The sequence below is a fragment of the Noviherbaspirillum galbum genome, assembly GCF_010974945.1.
In the GTDB taxonomy this organism is placed as follows: domain Bacteria; phylum Pseudomonadota; class Gammaproteobacteria; order Burkholderiales; family Burkholderiaceae_D; genus Noviherbaspirillum; species Noviherbaspirillum galbum.
Genome location: NZ_JAAIVB010000078.1, coordinates 230,868 through 243,302, shown reverse-complemented (window position 1 = coordinate 243,302; position 12,435 = coordinate 230,868). Strand labels below are relative to the sequence as shown.

13 protein-coding genes are annotated in these 12,435 nt (G+C 62.8%); 6 read left to right on the top strand and 7 right to left on the bottom strand.

The annotated features are described in order from the left end of the window. Position 1: 1 nt before the first annotated feature. The 4 genes from pssA to G3574_RS23720 form a co-directional block, all read right to left on the bottom strand. Positions 2 to 634 (bottom strand): CDP-diacylglycerol--serine O-phosphatidyltransferase, encoded by a 633-nt coding sequence (pssA, locus tag G3574_RS23735; protein ID WP_163968020.1) that lies wholly within the window; start codon positions 632 to 634, stop codon positions 2 to 4. Positions 635 to 770: 136 nt separating this feature from the next. Then, positions 771 to 1,349, bottom strand: coding sequence for a protein phosphatase CheZ (locus tag G3574_RS23730; protein ID WP_163968019.1), 579 nt, complete (start codon positions 1,347 to 1,349; stop codon positions 771 to 773). After that, entirely contained in the window at positions 1,346 to 1,744 is a 399-nt protein-coding gene (locus G3574_RS23725; protein WP_163968018.1) for a response regulator, read from the bottom strand. Before G3574_RS23725 ends, G3574_RS23730 begins: the two co-directional genes overlap by 4 nt. Positions 1,745 to 1,955: 211 nt before the next feature. Next, a complete protein-coding gene (locus G3574_RS23720; protein ID WP_163968017.1) occupies positions 1,956 to 3,356 on the bottom strand; it encodes an exonuclease domain-containing protein in 1,401 nt (466 codons plus the stop codon). A gap of 172 nt (positions 3,357 to 3,528) precedes the next feature. On the opposite strand from G3574_RS23720, the gene G3574_RS23715 reads away from it, so the two are divergent. Then, positions 3,529 to 3,996 carry a septal ring lytic transglycosylase RlpA family protein gene (locus G3574_RS23715; protein ID WP_163968016.1) on the top strand — a complete coding sequence of 156 codons (468 nt, stop codon included), beginning with the start codon at positions 3,529 to 3,531 and terminating at the stop codon, positions 3,994 to 3,996. 25 nt (positions 3,997 to 4,021) lie between these two features. On the opposite strand, the gene G3574_RS23710 is transcribed toward G3574_RS23715, so the two are convergent. Further along, complete coding sequence (locus G3574_RS23710; RefSeq protein ID WP_163968015.1) at positions 4,022 to 5,251, bottom strand: nucleoside recognition domain-containing protein; 1,230 nt, start codon at positions 5,249 to 5,251, stop codon at positions 4,022 to 4,024. A 157-nt stretch (positions 5,252 to 5,408) separates the two neighbouring features. Here G3574_RS23710 and G3574_RS23705 point away from each other — a divergent pair, with 157 nt between their 5' ends. Beyond that, positions 5,409 to 5,981 (top strand): hypothetical protein, encoded by a 573-nt coding sequence (locus tag G3574_RS23705; RefSeq protein WP_163968014.1) that lies wholly within the window; start codon positions 5,409 to 5,411, stop codon positions 5,979 to 5,981. Between the two features lie 18 nt (positions 5,982 to 5,999). Here the strand turns inward: G3574_RS23705 and G3574_RS23700 are convergent, their stop codons facing one another. Then, positions 6,000 to 6,710 carry a hypothetical protein gene (locus G3574_RS23700; RefSeq protein WP_163968013.1) on the bottom strand — a complete coding sequence of 237 codons (711 nt, stop codon included), beginning with the start codon at positions 6,708 to 6,710 and terminating at the stop codon, positions 6,000 to 6,002. Positions 6,711 to 7,039: 329 nt separating this feature from the next. On the opposite strand from G3574_RS23700, the gene G3574_RS23695 reads away from it, so the two are divergent. The 4 genes from G3574_RS23695 to G3574_RS23680 all read left to right on the top strand — a co-directional run bounded on the left by G3574_RS23695 (position 7,040) and on the right by G3574_RS23680 (position 11,944). Beyond that, the gene (locus tag G3574_RS23695) at positions 7,040 to 7,858 is read left to right on the top strand and encodes a mechanosensitive ion channel family protein (RefSeq protein ID WP_163968012.1); all 819 of its coding nucleotides are present in this window, start codon (positions 7,040 to 7,042) and stop codon (positions 7,856 to 7,858) included. Positions 7,859 to 8,006: 148 nt separating this feature from the next. Further along, the gene (locus tag G3574_RS23690) at positions 8,007 to 8,396 is read left to right on the top strand and encodes a hypothetical protein (protein ID WP_163968011.1); all 390 of its coding nucleotides are present in this window, start codon (positions 8,007 to 8,009) and stop codon (positions 8,394 to 8,396) included. Positions 8,397 to 8,591: 195 nt separating this feature from the next. Beyond that, positions 8,592 to 8,927, top strand: a complete 336-nt coding sequence (locus tag G3574_RS23685; protein ID WP_163968010.1) for a DUF3135 domain-containing protein — start codon at positions 8,592 to 8,594, stop codon at positions 8,925 to 8,927. Positions 8,928 to 9,151: 224 nt separating this feature from the next. Beyond that, positions 9,152 to 11,944 carry a bifunctional diguanylate cyclase/phosphodiesterase gene (locus G3574_RS23680; protein ID WP_163968009.1) on the top strand — a complete coding sequence of 931 codons (2,793 nt, stop codon included), beginning with the start codon at positions 9,152 to 9,154 and terminating at the stop codon, positions 11,942 to 11,944. A 128-nt stretch (positions 11,945 to 12,072) separates the two neighbouring features. Here G3574_RS23680 and G3574_RS23675 read toward each other — a convergent pair whose 3' ends face one another. After that, positions 12,073 to 12,432, bottom strand: a complete 360-nt coding sequence (locus G3574_RS23675; RefSeq protein ID WP_163968008.1) for a DUF4148 domain-containing protein — start codon at positions 12,430 to 12,432, stop codon at positions 12,073 to 12,075. Positions 12,433 to 12,435 lie beyond the last annotated feature (3 nt).

The following is a 12,435-nucleotide window of genomic DNA, read 5'->3' as shown; positions in this document are numbered from 1 at the left end:
GCTATAGCTTGGGAATGCGCAGCGTCTTGCTGATCATGAGCGTGCCGGACAAGCCAAACAGCAGGACCAGCGGATGCAGTGCCATGCCGCCCGCCATCCATGCGCCTCCCCATAGTTGTTCGCCCACCCTGCCCTGCCATGCGGCCAGGGCGAGTACCGCGGTCAGCAGCACGCTCGTGGGGATCGGCGTGCCTTCGAAATACGCCACCTTGCCGCTGTCGCCCGACAGGCTTTCCGCCGTCACGTTGTAACGGGCCAGCCGGCTGACGCCGCAGCAGACGAAATAGATCAGCACCGCCCAGTCGAGCGGGGCGCGCAAGCCGGCGGCATAGCCCAGCACGGCGGGCGAGACGCCGAAGGAAATTACGTCGGCAAGCGAGTCGAGTTCACGACCTAGCGGAGAATGCTGGTTGCGCCAGCGCGCGATCCGGCCGTCGAACACGTCGAACAAGAGGGCTAGCGGCGCCATGGCGGCGGCCGTGAGGAAGCTGCCGACCGATCCCGATGCCATGTAATTCATGGCAAGGAAGATGGAAAGGATGCCGCACGCGGCGTTGCCGAGGGTGAAAAAATCCGCAAGGTGAAAACTGCGGATCATCGAGAAATGCTTGGGTCGATCGGGCGGATTAGCCATGTTCTTCGTCCATAGGAAACGGACCAACGCGGAGATGCCGCCGTTGGCCTATTGAACTATAGACAAGACTGAACCGGAAAGTGCCTTGACTTGAGCCAAGGCATGATCATGACCAAATACGGAGCCAGGCGCTTTTTCAGAAGCCAAGATCGGCAAGCAGGTCGTCGACGTCGCCCTGTTCGAGCGCGACGCTGCCCGGCGCGCCCGGCCCGGCCATCAACTCTTCCTTCTTGACCTCCGAGATCGTGCCCGGCGGCGCGGCGTCGATCAGCAGACGGAGCAGGTCTTGCTCGGTGCGTTCCAGGACGGTCACCACTTTCTTGATGAGCTGGCCTGTCAGGTCCTGGAAGTCTTGCGCCATCATCATGTCCGATAGCTTGGCGCGCGTGATCACGCACGACTGTTCCACCTCTGCCAGGAAGCCGGTGGTTTCCTCGGCGGACGGCGGGGCGTCACGCAAGGCTTGCGCCCGGGCGATCAGCCTGTCCTGCACCGGCAGGCATTCCTCGACCCGGGTAAGGACGGTATTGGCGGCGCGTTCGGTCAGCTGGCCAATATGCAGCAGGCGTTCGCGGGCGGAGGGAAATTCGACGGCGGCCTCGGAGAGCACGGCATCCGCACCCATTTCCCGCAGGGTATCGTGGAGTGAACGGACGAGGTGCCCAAGACGGTCGAAGACGACCTCCTTGCTGTCCGAAGCGGCCTGGTCGCTCATGCCAATCCTTTCTTGCTCATGATCTTGTCGAGCTTCTCTTTCAGCGTGGCGGCATTGAAAGGCTTGACCACGTAGCCGTCCGCGCCAGCCTGGGCCGCCGCGATGATGTTTTCCTTCTTTGCTTCCGCAGTCACCATCAGCACCGGCAGGTCCTTGGCCGGACCGCCGCGGATGTTCTGCAGGAGGGTCAGGCCATCCATCACCGGCATGTTCCAGTCGGTAACGACAAAGTTGATGGGATGCACCGCGTCAGTCGATTGCAGAAGCTTCAGGGCCTTCTCGCCATCTTCGGCTTCGCTGATCTTGGTGTAACCCAGTTCCTTCAGGAGGTTGGAAACGATTCTTCTCATCGTCGAGAAATCATCGACGACGAGGAAATGCAATGCGGTGGTCATGATTCAAAAGTCGAAGCTGGAGCCCTGGCAAGACGATCCCGCCGGGCAATCCTGCTGAATGGTAGACGCATTTCGCGGACGTTGCATCTGCGCGGAAACAACAGGTGCAGGATTGCGACACTCTTGAGCGGTAGGCGGCGCAAGGTAATGACGAACTAAATGGCGCCGAGCCGGGAAGACAAGGATACAAGCGCGGCGAGGCCGCGGGACACTATTTGTCGAGCTCGACGATGTCAGCTTCGCCGCGCTCGAGCAGGTCCGCGAGGAAGCGGTAGACGTCGGCGTCGAAAGCTTCGCGGCCCTTCGACGCAAGGACAAGCGCGCCATCCATGTCGGGCGCCGATCCCTGGAATGCCCAGCCGCTGATCACGTGCAGCCGTTCGCCTTCGCGAATGGCGATCGCGCTCGGATAGGGCCACTCGCGCAGGCGCAAGGGCGCGAGCGCGGCGCGCAAGCGCGCATCATGCTCCTGCTGCGTCTCACGCCCATCGCAGGCCATGCAGGCCTTGCCGGAGTCGTTTGATTTTCCGGCAAGGCACGAGGCGCCTGCCGTTCCCTTCTCCAACCCTAGCCGTACCCGGCAAAGCCCGTGTTCGTCGCAAAGCCGGCGCAAGGCGTCGCGCGCCTGGCGGACGCTGTCGAACAGGCCGAACAATCCTGCGTCGTAGCCAAAGAACATGTCGTTGCTGTCGACGAGCATCGGCAGCAGGCTGCCTTTGCGGGAGGCGAGGCGCCAGGCGTGGTGCGGGGCGACCGGCCTTTTACCCGCGTCTTCCCGGGGCGCCGCAAGCAGCGATCGGTGCAGCGCAAGACGGTGCAATTCCGCGCCGACGTTCCCGCCGGTTTCGGTCCATGTCACGCGCTTTACCTGTTCGATGAGGCGGGCCTGCCGGGCGGGCATACGCGCGCCGCCTGCCTGCGCGATCACGACCGCGCGAAGGTTCGACGCCTTGCCGACGTAGAGCGGAACATCATCTTCTCCGTGCAGGACGTAAGCGCCGGGACGCGCGGGCAGGCTCTCGACCTGCAGGGCAGCAAGGCGGTGGGGAAGGCGCGGACGCCACGTCAGCGAGCCGACGGCGGACTCGATCGCCTGCGCGGGCACTAGCGCGTGCAGGTGCTCCCAGAACTGGCGGATCAGCTGGGCATCGCCCAGCGCCCGATGGCGTTCGGTGACGGTCAATTGGAAGCGCGCGACGAGCGCATCGAGTCCGTGCCGCTCCGCATCGGGAAAGAGCCGGCGCGAGAGGCGGACGCTGCACAGCACCGGAGGCCGGAAGAGATGACCTGCACGTCGGAACTCATGCTCGAGGAAACCGAAGTCGAAGCGCGCGTTATGCGCGATGAAGAGGCGGTTTTCCAGTAGCGCCGCCACCTCCCCGGCGACGTCGGCGAACGAGGGGGCGTCCTTCACCATCGCGTCGGTGATGCCGGTCAGGTGCTGGATGAAGAGCGGAATCGCTTCGCCGGGATTGACCAGGGTGCTCCATTCCCTGACGCCATCCAGGTCCACCTGCACGATGCCGATTTCCGTGATTCTGTCCTGGGATGCCGAACCTCCGCTCGTTTCCAGGTCGACAAAGGCAAGGCGTGGATAGGCATGGCTGATCATGCGCCTAACTATACTATGCCGCCCTGCAAGACGCCGGCGCGGAACGTGGCGAAACTTTCAACTTGTTTGGTCATCGAACGATTGGGGAACGAGACCTTTCAGGGAGTCAACTTTTCTGAACCTGGAGTTCACCGTGTTGACCGAATCGAAAAAGAAGAACACTGTTCGAATCATGCTGTTAAGCGCCGCCCTCTTCAGCCTGCCGGTTCTTGCCGACAGCGATGGCAAGAGCGCCGCCGGCCCGGCTTCCGCCGAGGCGGGAAAGACCGACAGCAGCAAACCCGCAGGCAAGAAGCTGGACCGCTCGGGCAAGGCGCGCAAGGGCAAGGCGTCTTATTATGCGAACAGTTTTGCAGGCAAGAAAATGGCGGATGGCACGCCGATGAATCCGAATGAAAACATCGCTGCCAGCAGGACGCTGCCGCTTGGCACGAAGGCGGAAGTCACCAACCTGGAAAATGGCAAGAGCGAGGTCGTGGAAGTGCGGGACCGCGGCCCTTACGTTGGCGGCCGCATCGTCGACGTTTCGCCCAAGGTGGCGGAGAAGCTCGACATGAAGGAAGACGGCGTCGCGCCGGTCGTGGTGAAGCCTATCGAACTGCCTTCCGGCCAGCCCGGGGAGACCAGTTCGGGCCAATGATCCCGCGCATTCGACGCGTCCGTCTTCATCCAAAGAACCAGTAGCACACGCCGATCGACGCCAGCACGCCGGCGAGATCGGCCAGCAGGGCGCAGGCGACCGCATGGCGGGCGCGCTGTATCCCGACCGCGCCGAAGTAAACCGCCAGCACGTAGAACGTCGTCTCGGTGCTGCCTTGCACCGTGGCCGCAATCAGGGCCGGAAAGCTGTCGACCCCATGGGACTTCATGGTGTCGATCAGCAGCGCGCGCGCCGCGCTTCCGGAAAAGGGCTTGACCAGTGCGGTCGGCAAGGCATCCACGAAGCGCGGATCCCAACCGAGCACGTCGATCGCATGCCGCAGCAGGTCGAGCACGGCGTCAAGCGCGCCGGATGCACGCAGCACGCCCACCGCGCACAGCATGGCCACGAGATAGGGCAGCAGGTTCCTGGCAACGTCGAAACCTTCCTTCGCGCCTTCGACGAACGCCTCGTACACCGGCACGCGCCGCCAGGCGCCGACGAGGATGAAGGCAAGGATGAGGCTGAACAGCACCAGGTTGCCCAGCAGGGAAGAGAAAGCATTGAGGGCGGCATGCGACAGGCTGGCAAGCAGGAAGATGAATGCGCCCAGCGCGAGTCCGGCTCCGCCCAGCCACGCCAGCACGACCGGATCCCAAAGCCGGATGCGTTGCGCCACCGCGACGGAAATGAACCCCGCGAGCGTGGAGCATGTGGTGGCCAGCAGCACCGGCAGGAAGATCAAGGTCGGGTCGACCGCGCCCTGCTGCGCGCGGTACATGAATATGCTCACGGGCAGCAGGGTAAGCGACGAGGCATTCATCACCAGGAATAATATCTGGGCGTTGCTGGCCGTGCGCGGATCGGAGTTGATGTCCTGAAGCGCCCGCATCGCCTTCAGTCCGATCGGCGTGGCGGCGTTATCCAGGCCCAGCGCGTTCGCGGTAAAGTTCAGCGTGATCAGGCCCAGGGCAGGGTGGCCGGCGGGCACCTCGGGCATCAGGCGCCGGAACAGCGGCCCGAGTCCGCGTGCCAGCAACTCGACCATTCCCGCTCGCTCGGCGATGCGCAATATGCCCAGCCACAGTGTCAGGGTGCCAAACAGCAGAACCATCACTTCCACCGACAGCTTGGCCATGCCGAACAGGCTGTCGACCATGGCGCCGAACACTGCCGCATCCCTGAGCGCGAGCCAGCGCCAGAATCCACTGATGCCGGCGACGACGAAGAATCCAAGCCACAAGCTATTGAGCATCGCCTGCTCGCGTGACGATGGACATTGCAGCCTGCATCGGCCGCGCAGGCGCATTTAGCATGGCGAAAATCGGGAAGCTGGCGTACATGACGATGCGGGCTCGAGGGGGAGAACGCATTCTACTTGAGAATGCCGGGCCGCCAGAAGCCGGTGTGGCATGCTGAATGTCCTTCCATGCCGCCGTGTTGATTCAGGACTGCACAGCAGCGCTTTCCCGACGCCGGGAATGATATGCGATATGGCAAGGCAAGCCGCCGCGCGGAAGAGCGGCTATCGGCGTCTTAGATGGAATTGGCTGGACCGGGAAGGCGAACCCGATTATGCTGCGAGGCGTCAACCTCACTCCAATTCCAACGTGCTTTCCCACCGACTCAGCTTTGCGGAAGTCTTGTTTCTTGAGAATGGCATCGTTGAAACCATCGTCGACAATGGCATCGAGATCAGCCGGCAGATGCTTGATGAATGGGCGCAGTTCCTGAAGAAGTATCATCCGCACCCTCCCCTCGTGCTGGTGCACAAGTTGCATTCCTATTCGTATTCTTTCGCCGCGCAGCTGCGCGTGGGCGAACTCGATTTCGTGCGCGCGGTCGCAGTCGTGAACGCGTCCAAGTTCAGCAACATTACCAGCCAGAGCGTCCTGTCGATGCTGCCGTTCGGGCCGCCCTGGCCCGTCCGCTTCTTCCAGGGGCGCGCCGAGGCACTGGACTGGCTCGGCAAATATTCGGAGTAATCACCGGAGAAACGGCCATCAGTTCTGGGTGTCCTTGATGCCGCCGCTGATCTGCATCACGATGACCATCATCTGGCGCGTGGAATCCCCCGCCCGCGACACGCCAAGCAGGCTCTGGGAATTGCTCGATTGGTCGCGGCTCTGGTCGAAGCCGAACAGCACGATGGCCTGGCCGTCCCTGACGAAGGCCTGCTGCTGCAGGGATTGCGAAGCGATCTGCGGGGTCTGGATGATCTGGCCTCCCGACTGGATCGAGGTCAGCGCGACCAGCTGGGAAATCTGCATCTGGTATTGCAGCAGGATGCGGTTGTCGCCCAGGATCAAAGGCAGGAAATTGGCGGTAAAGCCGACGATCTTGGTGCCGGGCGTGGCGGCCGTCGTGGCTCCGGCATTCGGGGAGACCGTGGTCGATACCGAGGCGATGTAATTGATTTCATTAGCAACCTGCATCGGCGCCGGCTGGCCGTTGATGGCGATGACCTGGCCTTGGGTATGCAATGCGACCTTGCCGAACTGGGACAGCGCCTCGGCGACCACGGTGGACGAGTTCCAGCTCGGATCCTTCGAACTCAGGGTGATGACGCCGGGTGTGCCGCTGGATGGCGCGAGCGTCGGCGCGCTGACGATCGATGCGCCGAGGCCGTTGAGGCGCTGGTAGAGCAGATTCGTGCTGAAGCCGAGCGTTGACTGCCCGTCGACCGAAACGCTGTAGACCTTGACGTCCACCATCACGTTCTGGGCGAACCGGGGTCGCCATCTTTCAGCTGCGCCTCAAGCTTGAAATCCTGACCCGCTGCCAGACCAGCCTCGTCAGCGTGTACAAGCAGGGTTACTGCCTGCGCCACAAGAATCCGGGCATGGTGCGCGACGCAGCCATCGAAGGCGTCGCTGCCTGAACGCCAAGGCGGGCACGCCATGCAGGCGCGGCAGCACCGGGAATATTCCTTGACCGAGTGGCAGGCTTGATGGCGGCAAATGTTTGATGCGTTTCCTGGCGAGCGCACTTGCGCGCCGGATGATGGTCCATCTCTACATTCAAGCCCGCCCCCGGAGCAAGGATGGACCGTTTCCTCGTCTTGATGAGTTCGGCGTTCCAGCACGACCCGCTTCTCTTTCATATCGGCAAGACCGAAGTCACGCTGAGCACCATGCTCACCCTGGTCGTCGGCATGACCCTGCTGGTAATCGTCTCCGGCTGGCTGCGGGGCCTGATCGCCGACCGCCTGCTGGCATACGGCCATGTCGACGTCAGCACCCGCTACACGATCGGTTCGCTGGTGCGCTACCTCGTGCTGGTGGTCGGCACTATGATCCTGATGCAGACCGCCGGCATCAACCTGACCGCGCTGAGCGTCCTCGCGGGCGCGGTCGGCGTGGGTGTGGGCTTCGGCCTGCAGAATATCGTCAGCAATTTCATCAGCGGCCTGATCGTCATGTTCGAGCGTCCGGTCAAAATTGGCGACCGGGTGGAGCTTGGCGGCGTCGAAGGCGACGTGATCGAAATCGGTGCGCGCGCCACCCGCCTGATGACGGCCGAGGGCAGCGTGATCATCATGCCGAACCAGAAGTTCATCACCGATCCGGTCAAGAACTGGGCGGACGGCCATGACCGGTCGCCCCTCGTGCTCAACCTGGCCGTCGGCCGCGGCAGCGACATGCGCGAAGTGGCGGCGCTGCTGCACCAGGCGGTCGACAAGCATTATTCCGTAGAGAAACGCCCCGCGCCCCAAGTGCTGCTGACCAGCGTGACGGGCGCGGCGACCTTCAGGATCATCGTCTGGGTCAATGGCAGCAGCCAGGTCCGCAACCAAGTCATGCACGAACTTTACCTTTCCATCCTGGAAGCGCTGGCAGCGGCGGGAATCGCGCTCGGTTAGCGAACCTCTGCCTCAAGATGAATCTAAGTGACACGGATAATTCATGTCACCGGAAGCATGTCGGGCACCTGCCCTGAAATACGTGTCTTGTAATACGTCAATCCGCCCCCATCTCCCGCGTGACGCATTTCATTCTTGAGGAAAAAAGGTGGCAACTCAAACGAGCGAAAAGGTCGATATTTCGCGAATTCTCATCCATCCGGTCAATGGATCAGCGTCCAAGGCGCGCGTAACCTCCCTGGAAGCAGCCAACAATGTCTTGCAAAGCTGGGCGGACCAGGCGCCTTCGGCTGCTGGCGAAGAGTGTGAAGTCGAGATCATCTTCGAGGACGGACTTCGCTACGTCGGGCATTACCCGCTGAAGAAGCAGGAAAAGAAGGTGTCGCTCGGCCGCCATGTGCGCCGTCGCCTGCTGGCGATGGCAAAGACGCAATGCGTGAAGCGCAACCAGGCGCCGGCCAACGACAGCGTCGTGAGCCCGGATGACCGCGACAGCATGCAATGCGCCCAAGCCGTGCTCGAGCATTACAACATCTGACCCAAGGGGCGCCCGCAAGCCCTCTGCGGCTCCCCTAATATTTCGCACATGTTCCGAACCGCCCCGGACGACCGGCCACGAAACCGTGCGTCCTGTGCGGGAAGACAAATGAAGAGGCTGATCGGTTTGACAGCCCACAAATGATTTCTCCGCCTTGCACGTTATAACTATGGCAACGGTATTCAGGAGCAAATCATGAGCATGGACAAACCGCTTCCCGATTTCGACGCGCTGGTCGCGTTGCATCAGTTCGATCCCGAGGGTTTTGAAGATTTCCGGCGCCACGTCCTGCGCGAAGCCGTCGAATGCGCCCCGATCCGGCACCGCGCCAGGCTGGAAGCGCTGGTCGCCCAGCTCGACAAGGCGCGCAGCGAGGCGGAGACGCCCTACGACGCGGCGCGCGTCGCCTCCGAAATGATGCAAGAATCCGCCCGCCGGCTGTGCGATGCCTGGGACGAGGCGCACGAGGCGGTGGCGGGCATGCAGGCCCGCATTGTCATCGACCGCATCAAGGAACATCGCTTCTGCTGAACGGCGCGTAGCGCCCCTCCATGAAAGCCGGCTCCGCAGCCGGCTTTTCCATCATTCTTCCGGTTTTTCCCTCCCCCCTGCCTTGCGCCGCCCGCTGAAACCGCGGGACATGCCCGGGCACTGTCGCTTTTTTGCGCAGGGCGCGCATATTTTCAGCTTCTCAAGTAAGATTCCCAACAGCTTTCTCAAAAGAAAGTAAACGCCATTGCGCGTTCGAAGCAGGCGTGAGAGACCTGCTTGTCACGATGACAACGATGAGAGGAGACGGTCTGAAACCATCCGACGCCGAATTGACTTTCGCGGAAGGCGCGCAGGCGACCACGTCTGACGTCAGTCCGGCGGGCCCGCACGTCCGTGGCGACGCATCGCCGGTCTCGCTGACCTGGCGCCAGCACGTGGCCGTCATGCTGTGGCCGCTGCTGTGCTTCATCGCGATCCTGACGATCTGGGGAGTGACCCAGTCCAAGATCAGCGATGAAGAACAGGCATTGACGGAACGCGTGCACGCCGAAGCCCAGGCCAGGGCGAAGGCCTATGCCAATCATGTGTCGCGCTCCATCGAGCAGGCGGACCAGGTTTCCCGGGCGATCCGTTACGCCTGGAGTTTTTCGGGAAGAGACCTGCAGCTGGCGGAGCAGACCCAGCGGGGACTGGTGCCGAACACCGACCGGCTGCACGCCGCCGTGTTCGACCGCAAGGGCGACATGGTCACCTCGACGGTCGGCAAGCCGATGGGAATCAACGTCTCCGGGCAGGAATGGTTCCAGGCGCAGCAGCGCCAGGCAGACGACCGGCTGACGATCGGCGGCCCCGTGCTTTCCCCACTGGTCAACAAGCGCGTGGTGGTATTCAGCCGCCGGGTCGAAGGGCCGGAGCATGAATTCGACGGCGTCGTCGCCGTGGCGCTCGACGTATCTTCATTCGCCTCGCTGGACGACGAAGGCATCGTGTCGGGCAACGCCTTCGTTTCGGTCCTGAGGAAGGACGGCACGACCCTGGCAATCAACGACGGCTCGAATTCGCAGAACATGTATTCCGCATTCGTGGTGCCGCCGGAATTTTCCTCCGTCGACGGCGTGCAGCGCATGCCGGCAAGCGACTTCATCGACCAGACCGAACGCATCGTCGCCTGGCACAGGGTCGCCGACCAATCCCTGATTTCCGTGGCGGGGCTGTCGGTCAAGTCCAGCCTGGTTTCCCATGAAGCGATCGCACGCGATTACTTCGGCTTCGCCGTCGCCGGCAGCCTCGGCTGCATGCTGGCCGCGGTCTGCGGCACCCTCTACTTCTACCGCGCCACGCACCGGCGCCGGGTGGAGGACGAAGTCACCTCGGCTTTCCGCCTCGCCACCGACAACGCGCACGAGGGCCTGTATATCGTCCAGGCGCTCTACAACCACGAAGGCACGGTGATCGACTTTACCTATGTGGACTGCAATGAAAGCGGCGCCGCCCTGTACGGGCAGACCAAGGACACCTTCATCGGGACCCGTCTGTCCAAGCTGTACGGCGGCGATTATTTCAAGACGGCGATGGATCTGTTCCAGCGCACGCTGGAGCATGGCTTCCACGAAGACCAGGTGCGCGTCTCGCCGGACAGCGCGGTGCGCGCGACCTGGATCAATCGGCGCCTGGTGCGCTATGGCGAAGGCCTGGCCATCACCTTGCGCGACATTTCCCATGCCAAGCAGCAGGAGCAGGACCTTTCCTGGCTGGCCAACTCGGACGCCCTGACCACCCTGCCGAACCGGCATTGGCTCATGCATTACCTGCCTGAGGCGCTGGAGCGGGCGCGCCAGTCGGGCAGGAACCTCGCCCTGCTGTTCGTCGACCTCGATGATTTCAAGAACATCAACGATACGCTCGGACACGCCGCGGGCGACAAGCTGTTGCAGGCCAGCGCCTTGCGGCTGAAGTCCATCATGCGGCCGCACGACAACGTCGTGCGCCTGGGCGGCGACGAGTTCACCGTGATCCTCGAAGACCTCGATTCGGAACGGATGGTTTCGCGCGTTGCCGACCGCCTGATCCAGGCCTTGATGGAACCCTTCGACCTGTCCGACGGCAGCACGCACTCCATCCGCGCCTCGGTCGGCATCAGCCTGTTTCCGCAGGATGGCGACAGCGTCGAAACCCTGCTCAAGCATGCCGACGTGGCGATGTATGCCGCGAAGGCGGCAGGCAAGGGCCGCTACGAGTATTACCAGCCCAGGCTGTCCGCCAACCTGATGGATCGCCTCTCGCGCGAACAGGCCTTGCGCCGGGCCATCGACAAGGACGAGTTCCTGCTGCATTACCAGCCCCGGGTGGATACCTTCAGCGGGGAAATCCGCAGCATGGAAGCCCTGGTGCGGTGGATGAATCCGGAAAAGGGCATGATCCCGCCGAACGATTTCATTCCGCTGGCGGAAGAGACCGGCCTCATCCTGAAGCTTGGCCAACTGGTCATCGACAAGGTCTGCGCGCAGCTCGCCGAATGGCAGGCGCAGGGGCTGCCCGTGGTGCCGGTCTCGATCAACGTTTCGCCTCGCCAGTTCAGCGAAAGCTCGGTCGACCGGCAGCTCGCCGATGCGGTCAACCGCCATCAGCTCGATCATTCCCTCATCGAGGTGGAGCTGACCGAGTCATGCATGATGGGAGAAGAGGTGTCAGTGAATGCCCAGCTGGCCGCGATCGAGGCCCTGGGAATCAAGCTGCTGGTGGACGATTTCGGAACGGGTTATTCCTGCCTCTCGCAGCTGCAGCGGCTGGAAGTCGACGCCCTCAAGGTCGACCGGGCATTCACGGCGCGCCTGTGCGCAAGCCGGGAAGGCGAAGCGCTGTTCATGGCGATCCTGTCCATGGCGCATGTCCTCGGTCTGAGCGTCGTGGCGGAAGGCGTCGAAACGGTGGAAGAATTGCGGGTGCTGCAGGCCTTGTCCTGCAACGAGGTGCAAGGTTATTTCATCTCGAGGCCGGTGCCGGCGGCGAATGTTCCTGCGCTGCTGGAAAAACGCTTCCTCTTTCCGACCCTGTAATTCAAAAAGCGCTGTCGCCGCATCGAATCTGCGCCCGCCCGGCCTTGCGCGAAACGCAAAAAAAACCGGCCGGGAAAACCCGGCCGGAAACATCAGCGGATCGAGCACGCATCCGCGAAGAGATCAGATCAACGGCCTGCCTTGGCGGCCTGGATGGCTTCGCGGCGGACTTCGTCGCGGGTGCGCACCGAAGCGAAATGGGTGTTGTCGGTGAACTCGGGATTGCGTGCCACCTGGAACTCATGCTCGCCGCCCAGTTCGGCGCGCACTTCGGCACGGCTCTTCTCGGTGGCCACGCGGGTGTAGTCGGTGAATTCGGTCGAACCGGGCAGCGCGGCTGCATTGTCAGCCTTCACGGTCGCGGCGACGGCGGCGCGGCTGGTCGACGAGGCGTAGCCGGTGTGCTCGACGAAGGGATAGGTCTGCTCGGCAAAGGCGGAACCGGCGGCGATCAGGGCAACGGCAGCGATCAGGGTCTTGGCATTCATGTT

What these genes read in the sequence shown, in the direction of transcription:
- pssA (WP_163968020.1), bottom strand. Translation starts at nt 634, where the DNA reads ATGGCTAATCCGCCCGATCGACCCAAGCATTTCTCGATGATCCGCAGT.
- G3574_RS23730 (WP_163968019.1), bottom strand. Translation starts at nt 1,349, where the DNA reads ATGAGCGACCAGGCCGCTTCGGACAGCAAGGAGGTCGTCTTCGACCGT.
- G3574_RS23725 (WP_163968018.1), bottom strand. Translation starts at nt 1,744, where the DNA reads ATGACCACCGCATTGCATTTCCTCGTCGTCGATGATTTCTCGACGATG.
- G3574_RS23720 (WP_163968017.1), bottom strand. Translation starts at nt 3,356, where the DNA reads ATGATCAGCCATGCCTATCCACGCCTTGCCTTTGTCGACCTGGAAACG.
- G3574_RS23715 (WP_163968016.1), top strand. Translation starts at nt 3,529, where the DNA reads ATGCTGTTAAGCGCCGCCCTCTTCAGCCTGCCGGTTCTTGCCGACAGC.
- G3574_RS23710 (WP_163968015.1), bottom strand. Translation starts at nt 5,251, where the DNA reads ATGCTCAATAGCTTGTGGCTTGGATTCTTCGTCGTCGCCGGCATCAGT.
- G3574_RS23705 (WP_163968014.1), top strand. Translation starts at nt 5,409, where the DNA reads ATGCTGAATGTCCTTCCATGCCGCCGTGTTGATTCAGGACTGCACAGC.
- G3574_RS23700 (WP_163968013.1), bottom strand. Translation starts at nt 6,710, where the DNA reads ATGGTGGACGTCAAGGTCTACAGCGTTTCGGTCGACGGGCAGTCAACG.
- G3574_RS23695 (WP_163968012.1), top strand. Translation starts at nt 7,040, where the DNA reads ATGGACCGTTTCCTCGTCTTGATGAGTTCGGCGTTCCAGCACGACCCG.
- G3574_RS23685 (WP_163968010.1), top strand. Translation starts at nt 8,592, where the DNA reads ATGAGCATGGACAAACCGCTTCCCGATTTCGACGCGCTGGTCGCGTTG.
- G3574_RS23675 (WP_163968008.1), bottom strand. Translation starts at nt 12,432, where the DNA reads ATGAATGCCAAGACCCTGATCGCTGCCGTTGCCCTGATCGCCGCCGGT.